This is a genomic window from Desulfovibrio sp. JC022, from assembly GCF_010470665.1.
Lineage (GTDB): Bacteria > Desulfobacterota > Desulfovibrionia > Desulfovibrionales > Desulfovibrionaceae > Maridesulfovibrio.
The window spans coordinates 547,971-568,271 of the sequence record NZ_VOPZ01000001.1 but is presented as its reverse complement, the minus strand read 5'-3'; the positions used below and the strand labels follow the sequence as shown (position 1 = coordinate 568,271).

Sequence of the window (20,301 nt, the reverse complement as noted above, 5' to 3'; positions counted from 1 at the left end):
AAAACAAATTTTAAATACAATCGATATAAAATATTAAGTACAATTTTTCACATAAGCACTTAACAATAAAATTCCCCTCATACAAATAAAATTATATACGAATATCATTGCAATCAAAACGTTATACAACATGAGACGCAAGCCAAATTCACTAACAGAAACTATGCTGCCACTTTTTAATTCTTTCTAAGTCTTCCGCACAAAAAAAACCGAGGCATTTTTTTATTATGCCCCGGCTTCCTATATAATATATTTATCAACTCAGACTAAAACGAATCTCCAAACAATGTATCCATACTCACATCAAATAGACACCGTATCAAAATATAACTTGGAAAGATCAAACATAAGAGCCTTTCCAGCAAGAGCGGGGTCTTTTCCGCTAAGTACCTTTAAAATTTCACCGCTTTGAATCCCCACAGCAGTGGATATAGCTGGAACAGGAGTTCCCAGCTCTTCTTCAAGGCCGTTGTCGGAACCGAAAAAATCAGCCGGAGAATTGTTACCCGGATAGACAGTAGAAACGATCCCGGACCAACCTGCTACGGATGCAGTCACCATTGGAATACCCATATTTGCTGCAGCTTCCTTGAGCTTTGTTCTGTACGCAAGACCTCCCAGACAGTCCGCCACAAGATCCGCTCCTCTGATAAAAGATTCAAAATCATCTTCAATAAAATCTGAACGTACATCCAGAAAGACCGCAGGATTAACTTCCCTGATCATTTCAAATGCGGCCTCACTTTTCTTACTATATAAGGAATTTTCAACCGCGAATCTCTGCCTGTTCAAATTAGACGGTTCAAAGCAATCACCATCACAGGCAGTAATATGCCCCACCCCGACACGGGCCAACGATTCCAGAAGATGACCGCCAAGACCGCCGATCCCGACCATGGCAACTTTTGAAAAAAACAATTTTCGCTGCTCAGCTGCTGTAAAAGTACTGAGATTACGCACATATCTTTCCGGCACAGCCTCGTGCGAAAAAACAGCCCGCTCAACACAGTTCACATCAAGCCCCAGCTCCCGTGAAATTTCACGGACAACAGCATGCGGGGCAATTCGTACCTTTTCCCCGGAAGCATAAATTTTCTCAGTAAACCGTCCGCTGAGCATTTCAGAAACCCTGATATCTATCTTCATAATCCCCCCTGTAGAACACACAAAAGACAAGCTCCATATGTGGGCAAGTCAAAAATATCAAAGCAGAACTTATCAACAGATGACACTTTGCAAAACCTTTGGTACAGCTTGACCCATGAAAAAAATGATCAAAAACTTATCACATATTGCCCGTGAAGCCGGCGCAGCCATAATGGCTGTCCGCAGCAAAGGATTTGACGTAACCAATAAAGACGACAAATCCCCGGTTACAGAAGCTGATATTGCTTCCAATAAAGTCATATTTAAATATCTGACCGACCTTTATCCCGAGATTCCCATCCTATCCGAAGAAGGTGCGAAAATACCATTCGAGGAAAGAGCACAATGGAAAGAATTCTTTCTCGTTGACCCCTTGGACGGAACGAAGGAGTTCATCAAGGATAATGGAGAATTTTGCGTCTGCATAGCCCTGATGCATAAAAACCGTCCGGTTCTGGGGGTAGTTTATGCTCCCACACAGGATACTCTCTACACCGGAAGCATTGAAACCGGGGCACAGGTCAGCAGAAATAGCGAAGCCCCAGCCCCCATTACCACTGCACCTCCCGCAAAAGATGAAGGACTGAACGTGGTCGGCAGCAGGTCGCACCCCGCTCCTGAACTGGAAGATTACCTGAAAGACCTGAATGTGGACAAAATGACTCCGGCAGGAAGTGCCATTAAATTCTGCCTTGTTGCAGAAGGCAAGGCCCACCTCTATCCCCGCTTCAACCCCACAATGGAATGGGACACCGCAGCAGGACAGGCAATCGTAGAAGCAGCCGGAGGGTCTATGCTCGGGCTGGACGGAAAAGAGTTTCCCTACAACAAAGAAAACTTAAGAAATGCGGGCTTTATTGTAAAAGCCTGATAAGGTTAAAAGATGAGATATATAATCCTGACAGCCTTGCTGCTACTTGCAGGCTGCACATCATGGCAGAACCCGACCCTTGATATGTCCGTAAACAGAAGCGAACGTTTTCAAGCAGACCGCGACCAATGCCGGGAACGGGCCCAGAAAAGAACCCACGCGGCCCCGGATAATGACCTGCCTCGAAGGACCTACAGTCACGACCAGAGCCGATCCACCGGTGAAGCCAAAGTATTTCAGCGCTGCATGAGCGCAAAAGGCTGGGTGAAAAAATAGGAGCGACATATGAAAAAATCTCTGTTTCTGTCATTTCTTATTTTGTTTACTGTTCTGCATGGCCAAGCATACGCTGACTCAAAAAAGGTAAGTTCCAGTAAAAAAATCGGGGAGTCAAGATTCTTTGCCGTGTGCAATGTAAAGATTAATCAGAAAACATGGAATGGGCGTTGGATCAGCCATGAAACATCTATAAAGCTAGGAGGCAGCAATAAATACGACTGGTCATGCAAGAGTAAAGGCATCAAACTAACAGACCTGTCTTACACCCATGAATGTACGTTAACATCAAAAGAAGAAAACGATTTAAAGCTCTTCAATGGAAAGATTTCCTTTCCCCTCACATTTGGAGACCAAAACGCTTATGCCATTGTCTGCAGGAGCCTCCTCGAAAGGATGAGTATGGAAGACAGACATTATTCCACCAGAGACTAAAACTCGAAATGCATTTCACTCATTACTAGGCTTGAAGCTTAAAATAATCTTCCTTTGTTCCCCGAAAGGACACCCTGCCCTCCACGATTTCAAGAACATGTGAGATAGACGGGATAAGTTCCTCGCGATGATGGGTCACGTAAACCATGGCCACCCCGGCCTTGGCTAGCAATTCCAGCAACTGATAGATTTCCCGGCGCGATTCCTCGTCCACCCCGGCCAAAGGTTCATCAAGCAGCAATACGTCCGGCCCGGCTATTAAGGCACGGGCAATAAACGCCTTGCGAAGCTGCCCGTATGAAACCTGCTCCATGGGTCTTTCTGCCAAATCTTCAATGCCGAAAAAGCGCAGCCACTCCCATGTTTTCTCACGCATCTCATCGGAAAGCTCATCCAGAATTCCCGCTGAAGCAAAAAAACCGGAAATAACCAGATCAAATACAGGGATAGGCTTACCCACAGCTTCTCCGAACGAAGCCTGCATGGAAGCGGAAACCATCCCCATGCGCCCGCGTGCGGTCCGCAAGCTATCCGCCCTTTCGGGCAACCGTTCCATCTCATCTTCAGCAGCATAAGCTGCGGCGTCTCCGTAAAGCAAACGTAGAAGCGTGGACTTCCCGGCCCCGTTACGCCCAAGTACGGCCCAATTCTCGCCACCTTTCATTTCCCAGTCAACATTATGCAGAACGGTCTTGCCGAGAAAAACTACGCTTGAATCTGAAAGGCGAAACAGATTTCTACCTGCTTCAATACTATTTACTTCAGGAGGAGTACGTTTCAAAACCTGCTCTGTTGCGCAAGCGACCTCCTGCCCCTGCCCATCCTGACAATGGTCAATCTTACCATCGCGAATATACAGGGTTTTATTAACACAGGAAGGAAGCTCCTCCTTGCGGTGAGCGGAACAGATAATTGTGGTACCGTTGGCGGCGGCAATATCAATTGCCCGGATCAATTGCTCACGGGACTGCTGATCAATACCTTCAAGGAACTCATCCAGAATCAATATTTCCGGCTCAGCCATCAGGGCGCGGGCAATGAGAATCTTGCGCCCTTCCCCGCGCGACATTTTAACCATGCTGCGCTTAGCAAGATCGAGCATGCCCAACGAATCCATGAAATCACGAACCCGCACATATTCTTCATCATCAGCCAGACGGTATAAAAAGGGAGTATTATCCTTTCCTGCAAGGACCACTTCCTCCCCGGTAACGTCCCAAGCCAGCTTTTCAAAAATATCCTGATGCTCAGGCGAAATCATGCGGTAACGTTCCAGCGGCTCCAGCGGGCTGTTGACCATCCGGCCCTCAACATCGAATTCACGGGTCATTTCATCATCCGGCCAGACTTCCCCGGCAAGTATCATCATCAGGGTAGTTTTACCGGCTCCGTTAGGTCCCAGAACAGCCCAGTGTTCACCGGAACAGATGTCCCAATCGATACCCTGCAATACGGGACCACGGTCCAGTGTGAGTGAAAGATCCTTCATGGAAACCAATTTACCGCTCATGATAACCCCGCTTCGCCTTATACTTAAGCTTTTAAAATATAAACCAATATTTATGATCAGGGCTAAACTTCTACTACTTAAAAAACACAAGTGCAAGTTGTCCTCCGAATAAAGAATGGAAAAACTTGCAGAAAATTTTACCTCAAAATATCTTTTGAGAACAGGTGGTTGATATATTTCCAGATTGTTTTTATATATAAACAAACTATTTACTTCATCAGGCAGGGAATCAGATGAAAAAACCTTCCGGCCGACTCACATTTCTACTCATAAGTGCAGCGTTTCTATTGCTCTGCCCGCTGCTCTTGAATGCTGCGGATATCAAAATCCCTGAATATCTTGGAAGAGCCAACAATCCCTATATCCTGCCGGACGAAAACGGTCCGGGTTTTTTCCAGTGCACAGCCATCGGACTGGTCACCGGAATGCTCAGTGCGGTAATCGGCGCGGGCGGCGGGCTGCTGGTTGTCCCGGCACTCATGACTGCCGGGGTCAGTGGAATTTATGCTGTTGGGTCAGAATTGTTCAGGCTGTTCATTTTCAGCACTATCCAAAGCATACGCATGGGCGTCAACAGGCGCATCAAATATACGTTAGCACTCATCATGACCGTGGGAACAACCTTGGGAGGAGTCGCCGGTTACGCTCTATGCAAAACAATTTTCATCGCCGATCCAGCGGGTCACGACATATTTATTTCATCCATGATAGCCCTCTGGCTGATAGTTTATACATTCATAATAATCCCCGATTTCCGCGAAGCTGCCGGAAAATATGCCCTTGAACTGCTGCGCAAAGAGCAGGAAGAGAAAAATGAAACGGAAGCAGTAAACACTCAGCCTGAAGCTCCTGCTGAACAATCCAAAAGCGAAGATAAAAAAACGGAAGGTCAGACCGAAGCTGCCTCTGAAGACAAAAAAACAGAAACAAAACAGGAAAAAGTACCGGAGTCGGAACCAGAACCGGAACCGCAATTCGAAGATGAACTCTACCCGGACGAAGAGCCTTGGGAAATTGCCAGCAGTATGCGCAGTATGAAACTGCCCCCGTATATTAAATTTCCTTCCACCATAAAAAAAGAAGAAGATGAACTGGAGCCTGCTGAAATGAAACGGGACGGGGAAGAACCTGATCTGGACAAAGAAGAGGATCAGGATAAAACGGAAAGCATTCCCATCCTGCCAATTTTTTTCCTGACCGTAGTCGGCGGGTTCTTCATGGCCATGACCGGATCAGGAGGAGTAATCCTCACTTTTACGGTCATGACTAAGGGATTCGGCTGTGTTGCCGCCCTTGTGGCCGGAACTGATCTGGCAAGACTGGCCCTCTCCACCGGCGGATTGAGCATGGGCACATACGGACTGAACGGATTCATCAATATCTACTGCATTACCGGGCTGGTATTCGGAACCATCAGCGGATTGCATCTGGGCAGCAAGGCCTTGAAAAATATCCTGCCTTACCGGGTGAAGGGCTTGGTAGCCCTGCTGGTAATCTCGGTCATCATCAACCGCCTGCTTGCTATCCCCGCCCTGCTGCGCAAGGCAGGGGCCTCAATTGATCCGGGTCTGGTTTCTACCTTTGATTCCAGCGGAGCATACATTCTGCTCATCGGAACCGGTATTTTCGGATGCTGGATGCTGTTCGCCTTTCTCAGTGGAATCTACAAAGCACTGCAACCAGTTGAGGATAAGGAGGAAAGCAAATGACCTATTCCTTTAAAACCCTCACCATCGCGGCTATGCTTTTTGTCTCCAGCATGCTCATTGTGGGAGCAATGCATCTGCCTTTTTTCAACGGCGCAGATGGCTTTGAGGCCATGGAATCCACCTTTAACTCCCTGCGCAAAGGCGTAAAACCGCCTTTCCAGGAAATCGAAACAGAAAACAATCAATATCTCGGTAAAAATTTCAGGACGACACTCACCTTCAGGGACAACGACGAAGCCCGCATTGCCACGCTCATGTTTCTGCGCAATAAACTGACCGTGACCCCCAAAGGACGCAAGGTCAATATTCAAGGCGACCTCGGCTACACCCTCAAATTTTTCATGAATGACATCCACCTGCTCTACATGAACAGATTTGAGCACTTGGAACGCAGGTATTCCATGCCTGCCACCCAAGCCATGTACTACCTTGACCGCATATTGCAAAAAATGACTGTTGCCATGGCTTCGCAAAAAAAAGACGCACAGGAAAAACTGATCAAGAAGATTCGCAGTAAGCTGCTCATACCAGCCTACAACCTACGCGAGGCCCTTCCCATCAGCGAGACATCAGGTTTCACCTATCTTTCGCTGGGAACACTGGGGATACTGGTTTTTGCAATTCTCTGGGATATGTCTAATTTCCTGTTTTTCGGAACCCTTGCTTCCGATGATTTTATGAAAAGCGTACGCATCAGGCTGGGCCGGGAATTATCTGATGCCCAGAAAAAAGCCCTAGCTGCTAAGAAAAAGAGAATCGCCAAAGCCAAGGCCCTGAAGAAGAAAAAAGAACAGGGCAAAAAAATCAAGAGCACCAAAACCAACAAGGACGGGCTGAAGAAAAAAGCCGAACCCAAAGCAAAACCGGACGATTCTGATTCAGCTAAGAAAAAAGCAGTTAAAAAGAAAAAAAAGATTCCTGAAGATGGAGCCAAACCACGAAAAAAGAAAGCTCCCACACCGGAAGGCGAAACAAAAAAAACAGTTAAAAAAGTTGTAAAGAAGAAAGCAACCGAGCAAAAACCAGCTATACAAAAAGATGCCACAGCCCCGGTAAAGAAAAATGCTCAACCCGATCAAAAAAAGAAACGTCCGGTCAAAAAAGACGCTAATGGTAAACCTGTTAAAAAATCCGCCAACAGTAAAAAAGTAAAAGAGGCTACTTCACAAACCAATGGCAAAAAAGTAATTACTCAGCAGGGGGGAAAAAAAGCTGTAGCTCAGCCCAAACCGGATGCTGCTAAAAAAATGAAAAAGAAGCCTGCTGCCAAGCCAGTGAAAAAGAAAGCTGGGCAGCCACCTCAAGCCGCCAAAAAAGAGATAAAACCAGATGAGCAATAGAACTCCCAAAGATCCTGTCGCCTTCTTCCGCATCCTTGAGTATGAATCCACATTTCTGGATACGGCAGTAGCCATGACCTTGGAGGAATGCAGGCTGAAGGTGAATCCCGGAACCAAGGTTCTGGTGAAGCCGAATCTGGTTTCCTCAAAGAATCCACTGGCCTGCACGCACCCCAATGTAACCCTGTCTCTGTGCCGTTATCTCAAGGATTGCGGAGCGCAGATAACAGTTGCGGATTCTCCGGGGTACGGCAGTGCAGCGCAGGTATCCAAAGCCATCGGCATGACTGACGGTTTGAAAAAGCTCGGTTTAAAACCCAAAAGTCTAGGCCGCCCTGCCCCGCTCAAACTTTCCTTTGGGGAAACCATCGGCATATCCCGCGATGCCCTTGAATCTGATATGATCATCAGCGTGCCCAAACTGAAAGCCCATGGTCAATTCGTTGTCACCGGGGCGGTGAAAAACCTTTTCGGTACGGTGGTCGGCTTCCGCAAGGCTTATGCCCACACCCGGTTCGGAGAGACTCCCGGATTGATGGAAAAAATGATTATTGAAGTGGTCAAGTCCATGCCCCTCGCTTTCAACCTCATGGACGCCATCTACCCCATGCATGTCAGCGGCCCCATAAACGGCAAACCTTACACCATGAGCTTGCTGGCCGGCTCCACCAACCCATTTGCCCTTGATACCGCCATTTACATGTTGCTGGGTCTCAGTCCCAAAAAGATACTGCTCTGGCGGGAAAGCACACGCCAGAAAATTTTCGGCCACGACCCAGACCACATCAAATACGTAATCGAACCGCCGGATGATTTTGACACCACGGATTTCATAATCCCGGAAAAACTGAATCCCATGGAATTTGAACCGGTCCGCTTTGTCAAAGGACGTATCAAATCCCTTTTCAGCAAATTCCTGTAAGCCCTCAAGTTGATCCTCTAAAAAAGAGATTTCCCACAGATGACCGCAAACAACATTTCCCGCAGACTGCTAACTGTTACCGGACAGGTGCAGGGAGTCGGTTTCAGACCATTTATTTACAGAACCGCCCTCAAGCACAAGCTCTCCGGCACAGTTCTCAACAGCCCGGAAGGGGTACTCATAGAGTTGCAGGGAAGTGAGGCTGCACTGAACGAATTCAATCAAAGTTTCAAAGATGATTTGCCCCGCTTGGCACGCATAGTTTCGCTGGAAAAAGAAGATTTGGAAGTGGTTGAAGGCGAGGAAAAATTCTGCATTCTGGCTTCAACCGCCGGAGAAGGCCATTGCGTACTGATCAGCCCGGACGTAGCAACCTGCCCGGACTGTTTCGCGGATATGAATGATCCGCAAAACCGCCGCTACGAATATCCCTTCACCAACTGCACCAATTGCGGTCCGCGCTACACCATTACCAAATCCATACCCTATGACCGTCCGGTCACATCCATGGCCTGTTTTCCTTTGTGTGACGACTGCCGGACTGAGTATGAAGATCCACTTGACCGCCGTTTCCATGCCCAGCCTAATGCTTGCGCTGAATGCGGCCCCAAAGTCTGGCTGACAGACAACAAAGGCAATGAGCTTGCCGGGCCGGAAACAGCCCTGCGTGAACTGGCAAAACTACTGGCTGAGGGAAAGGTTGCCGGAGTAAAAGGACTCGGAGGATTCCATCTGGTCTGCGATGCTTCAAATGGAAAAGCCGTACGCACTCTGCGTAAGCGTAAAAACCGCCCGGACAAACCACTGGCGGTCATGGTCCGGGATGTAGATGAAGCGCGCAAACTTGCTAACCTCACCACCAACGACATTGAATTACTGGAAGGCTTGCAGCGCCCCATCGTGCTGGCACCCAAAGGTGATCATTATTCCCTTGCCCCAGAGATAGCACCAGACACCGATTTTATCGGATTGATGGTTCCGTACACTCCGCTGCATCAGGTTATGCTTAAGTACTTTTCCGCGCTGAACGAATCGGACAAGCCGTTCGCGCTGGTCATGACTTCAGGAAACATGAGCTCCGCGCCTATCTGCATCGGCAACCGCGAGGCCCTGAAACGGCTGCCGCATATTGTTGATGTTTTTCTTTTCCACAACCGGGACATTCTCATCAGGGTTGATGATTCAGTGGCCCGTTCCGTACATGAATATACTAATGAGATAGATAAGGGTGAATCTCGCACAATTTTCATGCGCCGTGCCAGAGGCTATACACCTTCCCCGGTTTTCCTAGCGCAGGACGGTCCCTGCGTGCTGGGCACCGGACCGGAACTCAAGAATACCCTCTGCCTGACCAAGGGAGACCAAGCATTCAGCAGCCAGCATATCGGGGACATGCAGAACCTTGAGACCGCCAATTTCTGGAAGGAAATCCGGCTCCATCTACAATCCATCCTCAAAGTCAAACCGCAGCTCATAGTCCATGACCTGCACCCGGATTACCTGACCACCGGACTTGCCGAAGAAATTTCACTGGCTGAAGGTATCGAGACAACCGCGCTGCAACACCACTACGCCCACATCCACGCCGTACTTGCCGAGAACAAACATCAAGGTCCGGCACTTGGTCTGGCACTCGACGGAACTGGACTGGGCGAAGACCGCACCATCTGGGGCGGCGAGTGTCTGCTGGTGGATAACGAAAAGCTGGAACACAAAAGACTGGCCCGTTTCACCCATCTGCGCCTCCCCGGCGGGGAAGCAGCAGTACGCGAACCGTGGCGCATAGCCTACGCCGCAGCCAAGGAGTTCGGCCTTGATGCAAACGTGATCTCCATTCCCGAACAATTCCAATCCGGTCTGAAAATGTTTGATCAGGTCCTTGAAAAAAATATTAACTGTCCGCTGACCAGCAGTTGCGGACGGCTATTTGACGCAGTCTCGGCCATGCTCGGACTTTGCCCCGCCATATCTTACGAAGGACAGGCGGCAATCATCCTCGAAAAAGTACAGGATATGACTGAGACCGAAGCATACGAATGCCCCCTCGATCAATCCGCAGAATCATACGAAATCCGTACAAGTGAACTTTTCAAGCAGGCCTTTGCTGATTTCCGAAACGGAATTTCCCCGGCAAAGATCAGCCGCCGTTTCCATCGAGGCTTGATACTTGGTCTCGCAGATTGCGCCGAAGCCATCGCCAAGCAGACCGGAATCAAAACAGTAGGCCTGAGCGGCGGGGTAATGCAAAACCTGACCATCGCCGTGGAACTCCCCGAAGAACTCCAAAAACGCGGCCTGACTCCGCTGGTCCACCGCCATCTTCCTCCCAATGACGGATGTATCTCACTTGGGCAGGCTGTTTATGGGCAATTAGTGCTTAACGACATATAATTATTGAAACTATTGCTTTTGAATAGCAAAAACTATTGCTTCACAATAATTGTATTACAATAGTCAGCCAAACCACCTGATTTAACAAAAGAAAAAGCCTCCATCAAAACTGATGGAGGCTTTATTTGGCTATATAAATAAAATTTAAACACTAAATCAGACTTCACTATCGGGCTCAACTTCAAGCAGACAAACAATTTTCCTATTAGGCTTTTCCTTCACTTCTTCCTCTTTAAGGGAGCAATAATTACGAGCCTTTCTTTTAAGCTCTTCTCTGATCTTTTCTCTCTGGGCAAGGACCTCTTCGAATAAGCGTTCGTTCTCATTCTTTGTTACTGTTCTCATGCTGTCCTCCAATTGTTTTCAAAGTCAGAAAAAGAACCAAAAAATTGTTTTTTCAAAAATTGATATTCAATTAAAGTTTTATATGGGAAAATATTGTTTTCCATAAACTCCTGCATCTGTAACTCGTCAGTAAACACAGACTCATTATGAAATTCTACTGTCAAAAAGCCATAGATAAAACCATTTGATTCCAACTTACATCCTAGATACTGCTTGATTGTTTTGTGCCGCTTTGAGTTACCCTTCGCATAGCCATTTTTACTCAAAAGATAACAAGTAGAATTTCCCGATTTGATACATTTTACAGATTCATATTGTGCAAATTCCGGAGAATCAATCGGAATCCGCTTTGACTTCACCCAATCCCGTTTATAGTCGTGATGACATAAATAATTTAACACGCCTTCTTCCAATAAGTAAAGCGATATAAAAACATCTCTTTTAGATATCGTTACATCTTTAAAACACCGCTTCACATGTTCAGCAAGCGCTGCAACGATCCCACGAATATTACGGTCACAATCATGAAAACCGCTAAGCTTGCAAATATTCACAGGACCATCTTCTTCAAGTCGATTTAAATGATTTAAAATATCCAAATTCATAGTCTGAAGACATTCTGATATTTCGCTAGGGTCAATGTCTGAAGCTTGAAGAACAGGACAATGGTCGACAATTAAGTTACCTAATTTGATAAGAATTGCTACAATTAAAACAAAACCAGCTATCCAAAAATATGCTATAATAAAAGGCTCTTTGAAATACTCCTCCATTGACCTAGAAATAGACATGCCAAATAATTTTTTTTGCTAGAAGATAACTTGACGCAACAAGTATTATTATCTCTGAAAAAAGCCTAACCTTACCCTGAAAATATTTAGCAATAAAGCAACGAATTTTTATCCCACAACTCAATGTATCCCCCTCACATCAAAGTTTAACACAAAGCAAAATCTAACTTCCAATTTTAATTAAGCAGATAGGTACATGAATGCCTATATATAGCTACATAAAATAACCACATTAAAAAAGTAGAACTCTACGGCAGCGCAGACCTTACGGTTTGTTACCAATAGTTGAAACTAATCCTTTCCAAACATAACAGCGCAACAGTCAGACAAACCATCTTATTTAAATAAGCAAAGCCCCTGCTCATAACGAACAGGGGCTTTAATATTTCGAAATAAAGTTAGTTTCTACCAGCCCTTATGGCTCAGAATATCCTTAACTTTTTCTTCGGTCTTTTCTTCAACGATGATCATTTTCTTGGCCTGTGCTTTTTTAATCTTATCGGTAAGCACGTTGATATCGGCGGGTTTTTCAACGAAATCCATTGCGCCGAGCTTCATGGCCTCGATGCCTTTTTCTACGGTTGCGTGACCGCTGAGCAGGATAACCTGCATTTCCGGTCTTGTCTTTTTGATGTGCTTAAGAGCCTCAATACCGTCAATACCGGGCATCTGAAGATCAAGCACGATTGCGTCAAAACCTTCAGCATCTACTTTGTCGAGGGCTTCCTGTGGATTGGTACATGCTGTTACGTTCATACCACGCAGTTCCATGCGTTCAGCCAGACCTTCAACAAATTCTTTCTCGTCATCAACCAGAAGTACTTTTTCTGCCATCTTTTTTCTCCACCTGCATGATGCAGTTTAAAGTAATTAAAAATTTAAAATTAATATATTGTCCTGCCGGACATATGCGGGTTTGCCGCCCGCTTTTACGGAAATTGATTCAAGCTCAGCCAGCTGTTCTTCAGGTATTACTGCACTCAATCCTGAAATCGTCAGTACATTGACTCCATCTGCGGTGCTTAACTCGATACAAAGTTCTCCATCCCTGCCGGCACTGTCCATGGAATACTCAAGCGCTTTTGCAATGAGCATCTGGATGGTGAAAGGATCACCCTTGCCGTTGACCTGTTCGCCCTCTTTAAGGGTTACCGTGACACACTTGCGTGAGGCCATGCGGGTCAACAGGGATATTACCAACGTTGTGAGTTCGCGGAAATCAACATCGCATACCGGGAGGTCCACACTGTGGGCGAACCGGTTCATGTTTTTGATTATTCCATCCCCTCTCTTAACCTGACCCTGAATTTTTTCCGCCAGTTTAACCAGACGAGGCGGGTCAAGTTCCATGCCCTGCGCAGCCATGAGTGAAAAATCCTGCAACAGGCCGGCATCTTCATTGATGATTGCCAGGACATTTTTGAGGTCATGGGAAATGACCGCGCTTACCTGCCCGAAAAAGCAGAGGCCGTCACGATCTTTCTGCAGTGCTGATGCTCCCATGCGATACTCCTTGTGAATGTTATTTAAGATTCCAGAGCCAGATTGATCTTTTCCACCAACTCTTCAATCTTGACGGGCTTGACCAGATAGCACTCCGCTTCCGCTGCTCCCGCCTTGTAATCCTCTTCCGAACCGTGCCCGGAAAGGAAAATATACTTCATACCAGAACGAATCTTATTCAGTTCGCCCCGCAATTCCAGTCCGCTCATGCGCGGCATTTTAACATCCAAAACCGCGAGGTCGTATTCATTCTCTTTGACCTTATCTATTGCATCTGCTCCAGAACAGGCCCAGTCAGCATCAAAACCGCGAAAGGAAAGCCTTTCCGCAAGAGCTGAAACCAGTTCGGATTCATCATCCACCAATAAAATCTTCATCGACTAACTCTCCCCGTTCATATTGGGTACAACAGGCAGTGAAAAACTGAACTCAGTCCCTTTACCCAAACGGCTTTTAACTTTCATGTCCCCGCCAAGATCCTGTACCAAACCGTAGGTAATGGACAATCCCAGACCGGTTCCGCCTGATTGTTTCTTTGTTGAATAAAACGGTTCAAAAATTCTTTTCAAGTCTGATTCGGGAATACCGCACCCGTTATCCTTGACTGAAAAAAGCACCTGCCTGTCTCCACGCTCTACCCTGACCAGCAGAATACCCCCGTCTTTCATGGCCTGAAAGGCATTGTTAATCAGGTTCAACAAAACCTGCTCCAGCTTGCCGCGATCAGTTACCACTTCATAAATTTTGTCATCCACATCCACACTGACATCAATGCATCTGTATTCCGCTTCCTTATCCAGAAAACTGAGTACGGTATCGATGACCTTGCGCGGATAAACCGGACGTAATTCCATATCCGTCTGGCGGGAAAAACCAAGTAACCGTTTAGTGATACGTCCGCAACGTTCCACAGAACCGATCACGGAATCCACAAGCCCCAACACCCGTTCATCAGCATCATAAGCCTTGCTGAATGTAAACAGATCTTTGAGCAACCCGGCCTTTTCATTAATGATAGCCAGCGGGTTGTTAATCTCGTGGGCCACCCCGGCAGCCAGTCGCCCGATAGAGGCCATACGGTTGTGGTGCTCCATCTGCTGCAAGGCCTTGGAGCGGGTCATATCCGCCATGTAAATACGTTCTACAAGATAAGAAGCCACCGCCCACATGACCAGAATAATGACGGCAATACTGACAATGGTGAACCAGGTCACCGTATCGCGAGAGCTCTGCCAACCGCCCATATACTCCTCCTCTGTTTTCACATAGAGCAGCACAAAGGGGGTGTTTTCAAGGTAGGCATAACCAACCATGGCCGGAGCACCCTTGCGATAAGAAATTTGTTCAACTTTGGTACGGAAAGATTTTTCCGGAAGCTCGAAACCAACCTTGGAAAAAATGTTTCCGTTCCATTTGGATGGTGTCTGCAACACCCCGTCCCTGTTAACCAGAAAAGCGTCTTCACCTATCGACAGATCAAGGGAGGACAGGATGCCGTTAAATTGTGTTGTGTCCAAAGTGGCACGCAAGATCTTGAAATGATTCTTTGTCTCGTCCAGCATATGTTTTACAGCAATAACAAGATGTGGACTGTCACGAAATCCGAGAAAGACCTCGCTTATGTAAATACCCTGCTCAACTGTCTGCTTGAACCAATCCTGCCCGGCGTACTCACGCCCTTCAAGCTTATAAGGACCAACATAAGCGACCTGCCTGCCTTCATTATTAATTACACCAAGATCGATGAAACCGCCGAAACTGTTCTTAAGGGACTTCAACATCTGAGACAGTTTTTCCCGATCATCGAAGGAGCGGAAATCATGCAGTTCAACCAGCAGCTGTAATGCTGATTTCCGCTCCTCCAGAAAGTAGGAAACCGAACGGCGGGTATTGGACGTAGTCCTTGCCGCCTCCAGTGTATTCTCAGATATGATCGCTCCACGGGTTACACTGAAATCAATGGAAGCCATGATCAGGATGGGAACAAGGGAAACCGCAACAAGGATACCGATACAAAGCTGCCAGATGCGCTTGTAGTCAAACAGCTGCTTGTAAGGTCCGGCAGACTTGGGGTCCGCATCCCAAAATTCCGGCTTGAATATTCCCTTTATGTTCATGGCCAACCCCGGAGAGTTTATTAATTAAGAGTTACGCACCTTGGCGTAAGCATCCTTGAGAGTCTTGCTGAGTACATCGATATCCACAGGCTTGTTCAGGTAAGCGAACGCGCCAAGATCCATACAGGTCTTGCGGTCATCTTCAGAGCCGTGACCGGTAAGGATGATCACTTCGATGCCGGGACGGTCAGATTTAACCCGGCGCAGAACCTCGATACCGTCGATGCCGGGCATCTTGAGGTCGAGGATCATTACTTCAGGCTCATCATCCTGCACAACATCAAGAGCGGATTCACCGTCGTAAACCACTGCGGAACCAAGGTCACGCAGCAACAAGCGTTCGGACAGGGTCTTAACAAATTCACGCTCATCGTCAACCAGCAATACGCGGGACGGCAGTTCGAAATCCATGCGGCGATAGATATCAGCCTCATAGAATTCTTTACCGAAAGTCACATCCACGCTCTTTACACCATCAAGAGGCTCGGCGATTTCGCGCAGATCCTTTTCAAGACGCTCAACCATGAGCACCTTTTTATTGATGGCGAGGGTTACTTTGCCTTTTTCAGCACGGACAACAACGTTGTGTCCCTTGGCGACCAGAGCAGTTTCAACTCTGGCAGCAAGCAGGAAGTCCTGTACGGCCTGTTTGGAAGCATCAGTAACTTCAACAGCGGAATTAACCAGCTGTTCCTTAATCAGGGCTACAGACTCATCCACGCCGGTTTTGTCAGCGGGTATGACCATATCGTAAAGGGAGGTAGCCCAGGGATCATTATTCCCGGAGACTTCGCGAACCCATACGGTACTTTCCTCATCGCTCTGCTGGATTTCCTTTTCAGCCTCGCCTTCGGAAAGCCCGGACTCATTGCGGGCAGTCTCCATGCGCTTCTGAAGGTCATCGATAATGCAGACCTTGAGGACATGGCTGATTTCCTGAGAAAGGAGCTGGGTGACCATACCGGAAACCAGCAGGGCCTGCCCTTCAGCCAGTTTATTGGCAAGAGCCAATCTCAGCCAGGAAACAGCACGTTCCTTTTCATGACTGAATTTATTGAAGATGGAAGTCTTGGGAGAAAAAGCCTTGGCTATGGCCTTTTCGCTCATTCCGCCAAGAACAGCAGCATCGGCCACAAGGTCTTCATCAGTGACCAGCTTGAAATCGGTGTCATCCATCAGACGCTTAACAATAGCATCCGCCTGACAGAAAAGACCGCTAAAGAGAAACAGATCAGACATTAGAAACCTCCACTAAGCGTTACCGCTGAGACGGCAGTGAGTTGTGAGCGGGCAATCAGGCTCGGTTCCATCTTTGTGAGCCAGAGCGTGAGTCTTGCAGAGAGCGTCCTCAGTATCGGCATAAACATGATCACGACCGATCTTTTCAAGCAGGTGGGTGCGTTCAAGCACTGCCATGACCGCTTCATTCACACCGGAAAGGGAGATGTCACGGCCACCGCTTCTTACGGTATCAACGATCAGGGAAAGAGCTTCCTCGCCGGATGCATCAATGTCGTTAATACCGTTGCAGACCAGAATGATGTGCTTCAAATTAGGCATATCCATAATGCGATCGGTGATCTGGTCTTCGAGGAAACTTGCGTTTGCGAAGAACAGGGGACCGTCAAAACGGACAACCGCGATGTGGTCGCATTCACGCAGGCCATGGATGCTGGCGTCACGAAGGACTTCATCCTCACCCTTGGACAGAGCGGCAACACGGGGACGCATGCTCTTGTAGAGGAATACGCCAAGCGAAAGTGCCACACCGATCATGATACCCTTATCAAGGTGCGGTGCAAAGGCCAGAGTTGCAATAAATGAGATAATTGAGATAGCTCCGTCATATTTCTGGGCCTTCCATGCGTGGATGAAACCGGAAGCGTTGATCAGCCCGATAACAGCCATCATGATAACAGCAGCCAGAACAGCCTGCGGCAGATGATAAAGGAGCGGGGTGAAAAACAGCAGGGTGACGGCCACGATGGCGGAGGTAAATACACTTGAAAGCCCGGTTACAGCACCCGCCTGCAAGTTAACCGCGGAACGGGAGAAAGAACCGGAAGCCGGGTATGCGGAACCGCAAGCACCAAGCATGTTGGCAAGGCCCTGACCGATAAGTTCCTGGTTAGGATCAAGTCTCTGTCCGGTCTTTGCTGCCATGGCCTTTGCAATAGAGATCGCTTCCATGAAACCGAGCAGGGAAATGATGATCGCAAAGGGGAAGAGCTTAAGGATGACCTTGAAGTCGAGAGAGGGAACTGCAATTGCGGGAAAACCGGAAGGAATGGTTCCGACAACCGCGCCGCCGCCCATCATTCTCAGGGAGGTAGTGTCGAGGATTTTATTGCCCACTTTTACACGCCAGGTACGTCCGTCAGTGGTAACCCCTTGAGGAGCTTTCCCCTGAACATAGAAAGCCATGGTACCGTCAGCCTGCTCCACACCATCAAAAAGGGTGTGACGCAGTTCAGCGCGCAGTTCATGGGACTTATGCTTAAGCAGCTTAACCTGATAGTTAACTACGGCAATATCATGCTCGGCATCATAATAACCGATCTGGTTCTTGTCTGCCTTGGCTTGGTCTTCAAGAGCTGCAATCTCCGTACGCTTGGTCGCCAGATCTTCAATTCCGGTTACGGACTTATTGAAATCGGCGATAAGAGTCTGCACTTCCTGATCTTGAATCGCAGCGACATTAACATTGGTGTCATGGTTGAAACCGGTGGCCCATGAGAGCAGCGTGGTAATAACAACCGCGCAAAGTACGTTTGGAATTTTCGGGTTAACCCGCTTCAATCCAACCATGATAGCAAATGCAAGGACCCCCATACCTAATGTTGGTAAATGGGTGTAGTGAATGGCCCCCTTGAAAACTCTCATAATGGTTTCAAAATGCAGTTCGGCCTTGTCTACGTAGACACCGAACATCTTTGAAAGCTGTGAGGAGGCAATAATGATGGCCGCTGCGTTGGTGAAACCGTTAACAACCGGATGAGACAGGAAGTTAACAACCAGACCGAGGCGAAGTACGCCGAGCAGGAACTGGAAGATACCGACCAGCAAGGCCAGCAGCAGAGCATAGGCAATGTAGCCTTCGCTGCCTGCGGTTGCCAATGGTTCAAGGGAAGCTGCGGTCATAAGGGATACAACAGCAACGGGACCGGTAGCGAGCTGACGGCTGGAGCCGAACAGAGCTGCCACCATGGGAGGAAGCAATGAGGCGTAAAGACCGTAATAAGCAGGCATGCCCGCCAACTGCGCATACGCCATGGACTGGGGAATAAGAACCAGAGCAACGGTCAGGCCGGAAATAATATCCGCCCGGAAAGCTACTCCGCTGTACTTTTTGAACCAGCCCAGAAAAGGAAAAATTCTAGTAAGCATGAGATAAACACCCCTAGTTAGGTTTCAACATCCTGCGGATGGACTCGATCAATTCATTGAACAAAGCACCCGCATCGTAGAGATTAAAATTCTTGAATCTCACTAAACCATCGACCATCGTGAATATGATGAGTGCGCTTTTCCGGGGGTTGACCTCGCCGATGGAGCCATCATCCAACCCCTTCTGGATAGCCTGTTCAAAAAGGATGACCAGACAGTTATAGATGGCTTCGAGGTTTTCCCGGAATTCAGGTCGGCTTTCGGCGAACTGATAAAGGAAATGTCGGTGCAAAAGAAGAAACTGATATTCCATTCGTCCGGCCAGAAGAAGGTAAAACGCAACCACCTCTTCCATCTCTTCAATCCCTGTTCCCGGCTGATGGTGATCCATGTGAGCCTCGAACTCCTCAAGTATACGTTCCCTTGTTGCCTCAAGGATCGTTAACAAGAGATGCTCCTTGTTCTTGAAGTGATAAAAGATGGTTCCTTCCGCCGCCCCGGTCATCTTGGACAATTCCTGCATGGAAGTGTCGGCAAATCCCTTGTTAGCGAAAAGGATGGTGGCAGCCTCCAGAATTGCCGCCTTCTTTTTGGACATCTTGGTCATTTGTTCTCCTTTCTAAAAAACCGACTGAGCACTCAGTCGGAATAAAAAATAATCTGAATCAGGGTTCAATGTCAACCCGTCCTTTTTTTCACAAATACAACCTAAATAACAATCTAACCATCTGTTATATATACGTATAGCATCAGACAAAACGCTAAAAATGCCATGATATTTTTTTCACATATCTCATATTTAGCCCATAAACTGAGTCAGCACTCGGTTTTAATTGACAAATTTTTTTTACTTTTGCAAGAAAAACTGAGTGTGCACCACAAAAAATATTCATTTTAAGCTTCATAAATAATAAACCCCGGCCCCGCTTTTGCGGGGCCGGGGTTCACAAATCAAACTCTGCACACTTCTTAAAATGGCATCCCATTATTCACAGGAACAGAGTATCCTCTATTAGAACTTTCACGCCAGTTGGCCCAAGACACAAGACCAACAACGTCGTCATCATATTCTTTATTCACCCACTCAATTACAGCATAGCCATAATCAGACTCAGTCGTTCCAGTGCCATTAATTTTTAAATTGACTGTCTTACCTGCCCCAATTTCAGTATTATTATTCTGAAAATTCTTATACTCGATACCTGACAGAAAAATTGTCGAATCCCTATTATACACCGTCACCTTAACTACAAGATCATGCTGGGTAATATTAGTAATAAATATATTTGATGACTGCGCATTGCTTTTTCCATAGTTCACTGCCAGCCAATGCGGAACAATAGCCTTCCCACTCCCAGCAAAGGCGGCAGAACAACTCAGCGTAGCGATAATGCAAGCCAGTAAAACAATCCTAAAAATCTTCATCATGAACTCCATGGGTTAAAAATTAATTCAATAATTCGTGCCTCGTCTCCCATAGTTCGGTGTCTTCTAGAAATACTTTAGAGATAATGCTAGTTATATTATTTGATGTACAAATAAGCGTTATTGCACAGCA

Annotated in this window: 19 protein-coding genes; 7 read left to right on the top strand and 12 right to left on the bottom strand. The window is 47.2% G+C overall.

What is annotated here, in order from left to right; genetic code table 11:
* Nucleotides 1–303: 303 nt before the first annotated feature.
* Entirely contained in the window at nt 304–1,146 is an 843-nt protein-coding gene (locus FMS18_RS02525) for a ThiF family adenylyltransferase (RefSeq protein WP_163292179.1), read from the bottom strand.
* Between the two features lie 124 nt (nt 1,147–1,270).
* On the opposite strand from FMS18_RS02525, the gene cysQ reads away from it, so the two are divergent.
* From cysQ to FMS18_RS02510, 3 genes are read left to right on the top strand one after another with little or no spacing between them, the layout of a single operon-like run.
* Nucleotides 1,271–2,017 carry a 3'(2'),5'-bisphosphate nucleotidase CysQ gene (cysQ, locus tag FMS18_RS02520; protein ID WP_239060919.1) on the top strand — a complete coding sequence of 249 codons (747 nt, stop codon included), beginning with the start codon at nt 1,271–1,273 and terminating at the stop codon, nt 2,015–2,017.
* 12 nt (nt 2,018–2,029) lie between these two features.
* Nucleotides 2,030–2,293 carry a hypothetical protein gene (locus FMS18_RS02515; RefSeq protein WP_163292177.1) on the top strand — a complete coding sequence of 88 codons (264 nt, stop codon included), beginning with the start codon at nt 2,030–2,032 and terminating at the stop codon, nt 2,291–2,293.
* 9 nt (nt 2,294–2,302) lie between these two features.
* A complete protein-coding gene (locus FMS18_RS02510) occupies nt 2,303–2,728 on the top strand; it encodes a hypothetical protein (RefSeq protein ID WP_163292176.1) in 426 nt (141 codons plus the stop codon).
* A gap of 25 nt (nt 2,729–2,753) precedes the next feature.
* Here FMS18_RS02510 and FMS18_RS02505 read toward each other — a convergent pair whose 3' ends face one another.
* A complete protein-coding gene (locus tag FMS18_RS02505) occupies nt 2,754–4,238 on the bottom strand; it encodes an ATP-binding cassette domain-containing protein (protein WP_163292175.1) in 1,485 nt (494 codons plus the stop codon).
* A gap of 233 nt (nt 4,239–4,471) precedes the next feature.
* Here FMS18_RS02505 and FMS18_RS02500 point away from each other — a divergent pair, with 233 nt between their 5' ends.
* Genes FMS18_RS02500 through hypF form a run of 4 tightly spaced genes read left to right on the top strand, consistent with a single transcriptional unit; the run spans nt 4,472 to nt 10,600 of the window.
* Nucleotides 4,472–5,947, top strand: a complete 1,476-nt coding sequence (locus FMS18_RS02500; protein WP_163292174.1) for a sulfite exporter TauE/SafE family protein — start codon at nt 4,472–4,474, stop codon at nt 5,945–5,947.
* Nucleotides 5,944–7,287 (top strand): hypothetical protein, encoded by a 1,344-nt coding sequence (locus tag FMS18_RS02495; protein WP_163292173.1) that lies wholly within the window; start codon nt 5,944–5,946, stop codon nt 7,285–7,287. The genes FMS18_RS02500 and FMS18_RS02495 overlap by 4 nt, the downstream gene beginning before the upstream one ends.
* Nucleotides 7,277–8,209 (top strand): DUF362 domain-containing protein, encoded by a 933-nt coding sequence (locus tag FMS18_RS02490; RefSeq protein ID WP_163292172.1) that lies wholly within the window; start codon nt 7,277–7,279, stop codon nt 8,207–8,209. The genes FMS18_RS02495 and FMS18_RS02490 overlap by 11 nt, the downstream gene beginning before the upstream one ends.
* A 39-nt stretch (nt 8,210–8,248) precedes the next feature.
* Nucleotides 8,249–10,600, top strand: a complete 2,352-nt coding sequence (hypF, locus tag FMS18_RS02485; protein ID WP_163292171.1) for a carbamoyltransferase HypF — start codon at nt 8,249–8,251, stop codon at nt 10,598–10,600.
* 156 nt (nt 10,601–10,756) lie between these two features.
* Here the strand turns inward: hypF and FMS18_RS02480 are convergent, their stop codons facing one another.
* The 10 genes from FMS18_RS02480 to FMS18_RS02435 form a co-directional block, all read right to left on the bottom strand.
* A complete protein-coding gene (locus tag FMS18_RS02480) occupies nt 10,757–10,945 on the bottom strand; it encodes a hypothetical protein (protein ID WP_163292170.1) in 189 nt (62 codons plus the stop codon).
* The gene (locus FMS18_RS02475; RefSeq protein WP_163292169.1) at nt 10,942–11,736 is read right to left on the bottom strand and encodes a hypothetical protein; all 795 of its coding nucleotides are present in this window, start codon (nt 11,734–11,736) and stop codon (nt 10,942–10,944) included. Before FMS18_RS02475 ends, FMS18_RS02480 begins: the two co-directional genes overlap by 4 nt.
* 405 nt (nt 11,737–12,141) lie before the next feature.
* Complete coding sequence (locus FMS18_RS02470) at nt 12,142–12,570, bottom strand: response regulator (protein WP_163292168.1); 429 nt, start codon at nt 12,568–12,570, stop codon at nt 12,142–12,144.
* A gap of 36 nt (nt 12,571–12,606) precedes the next feature.
* Nucleotides 12,607–13,239 carry a HAMP domain-containing histidine kinase gene (locus FMS18_RS02465; RefSeq protein ID WP_163292167.1) on the bottom strand — a complete coding sequence of 211 codons (633 nt, stop codon included), beginning with the start codon at nt 13,237–13,239 and terminating at the stop codon, nt 12,607–12,609.
* Between the two features lie 23 nt (nt 13,240–13,262).
* Nucleotides 13,263–13,616, bottom strand: coding sequence for a response regulator (locus tag FMS18_RS02460; protein WP_163292166.1), 354 nt, complete (start codon nt 13,614–13,616; stop codon nt 13,263–13,265).
* A gap of 3 nt (nt 13,617–13,619) precedes the next feature.
* Nucleotides 13,620–15,356 (bottom strand): sensor histidine kinase, encoded by a 1,737-nt coding sequence (locus tag FMS18_RS02455; RefSeq protein ID WP_163292165.1) that lies wholly within the window; start codon nt 15,354–15,356, stop codon nt 13,620–13,622.
* A gap of 24 nt (nt 15,357–15,380) precedes the next feature.
* Entirely contained in the window at nt 15,381–16,595 is a 1,215-nt protein-coding gene (locus FMS18_RS02450; protein WP_163292164.1) for a response regulator, read from the bottom strand.
* Between the two features lie 12 nt (nt 16,596–16,607).
* Nucleotides 16,608–18,743: a SulP family inorganic anion transporter gene (locus tag FMS18_RS02445; protein WP_163292163.1), complete on the bottom strand. Its 2,136-nt coding sequence runs from the start codon at nt 18,741–18,743 to the stop codon at nt 16,608–16,610.
* A gap of 13 nt (nt 18,744–18,756) precedes the next feature.
* On the bottom strand, nt 18,757–19,350 hold the full coding sequence (locus FMS18_RS02440) for a TetR/AcrR family transcriptional regulator (protein ID WP_163292162.1): 594 nt from the start codon (nt 19,348–19,350) through the stop codon (nt 18,757–18,759).
* A 362-nt stretch (nt 19,351–19,712) separates the two neighbouring features.
* Nucleotides 19,713–20,171, bottom strand: a complete 459-nt coding sequence (locus FMS18_RS02435) for a hypothetical protein (protein WP_163292161.1) — start codon at nt 20,169–20,171, stop codon at nt 19,713–19,715.
* Nucleotides 20,172–20,301: the final 130 nt, after the last annotated feature.

Excerpts from the sequence above, each read along its gene's own strand:
- FMS18_RS02495 (WP_163292173.1), top strand. The coding sequence starts at position 5,944 with ATGACCTATTCCTTTAAAACCCTCACCATCGCGGCTATGCTTTTTGTC.
- FMS18_RS02475 (WP_163292169.1), bottom strand. The coding sequence starts at position 11,736 with ATGTCTATTTCTAGGTCAATGGAGGAGTATTTCAAAGAGCCTTTTATT.
- FMS18_RS02435 (WP_163292161.1), bottom strand. The coding sequence starts at position 20,171 with ATGATGAAGATTTTTAGGATTGTTTTACTGGCTTGCATTATCGCTACG.
- FMS18_RS02450 (WP_163292164.1), bottom strand. The coding sequence starts at position 16,595 with ATGTCTGATCTGTTTCTCTTTAGCGGTCTTTTCTGTCAGGCGGATGCT.
- cysQ (WP_239060919.1), top strand. The coding sequence starts at position 1,271 with ATGATCAAAAACTTATCACATATTGCCCGTGAAGCCGGCGCAGCCATA.
- FMS18_RS02455 (WP_163292165.1), bottom strand. The coding sequence starts at position 15,356 with ATGAACATAAAGGGAATATTCAAGCCGGAATTTTGGGATGCGGACCCC.
- FMS18_RS02440 (WP_163292162.1), bottom strand. The coding sequence starts at position 19,350 with ATGACCAAGATGTCCAAAAAGAAGGCGGCAATTCTGGAGGCTGCCACC.
- hypF (WP_163292171.1), top strand. The coding sequence starts at position 8,249 with ATGACCGCAAACAACATTTCCCGCAGACTGCTAACTGTTACCGGACAG.
- FMS18_RS02515 (WP_163292177.1), top strand. The coding sequence starts at position 2,030 with ATGAGATATATAATCCTGACAGCCTTGCTGCTACTTGCAGGCTGCACA.
- FMS18_RS02525 (WP_163292179.1), bottom strand. The coding sequence starts at position 1,146 with ATGAAGATAGATATCAGGGTTTCTGAAATGCTCAGCGGACGGTTTACT.
- FMS18_RS02460 (WP_163292166.1), bottom strand. The coding sequence starts at position 13,616 with ATGAAGATTTTATTGGTGGATGATGAATCCGAACTGGTTTCAGCTCTT.
- FMS18_RS02510 (WP_163292176.1), top strand. The coding sequence starts at position 2,303 with ATGAAAAAATCTCTGTTTCTGTCATTTCTTATTTTGTTTACTGTTCTG.
- FMS18_RS02465 (WP_163292167.1), bottom strand. The coding sequence starts at position 13,239 with ATGGGAGCATCAGCACTGCAGAAAGATCGTGACGGCCTCTGCTTTTTC.
- FMS18_RS02445 (WP_163292163.1), bottom strand. The coding sequence starts at position 18,743 with ATGCTTACTAGAATTTTTCCTTTTCTGGGCTGGTTCAAAAAGTACAGC.
- FMS18_RS02470 (WP_163292168.1), bottom strand. The coding sequence starts at position 12,570 with ATGGCAGAAAAAGTACTTCTGGTTGATGACGAGAAAGAATTTGTTGAA.
- FMS18_RS02505 (WP_163292175.1), bottom strand. The coding sequence starts at position 4,238 with ATGAGCGGTAAATTGGTTTCCATGAAGGATCTTTCACTCACACTGGAC.
- FMS18_RS02500 (WP_163292174.1), top strand. The coding sequence starts at position 4,472 with ATGAAAAAACCTTCCGGCCGACTCACATTTCTACTCATAAGTGCAGCG.
- FMS18_RS02490 (WP_163292172.1), top strand. The coding sequence starts at position 7,277 with ATGAGCAATAGAACTCCCAAAGATCCTGTCGCCTTCTTCCGCATCCTT.
- FMS18_RS02480 (WP_163292170.1), bottom strand. The coding sequence starts at position 10,945 with ATGAGAACAGTAACAAAGAATGAGAACGAACGCTTATTCGAAGAGGTC.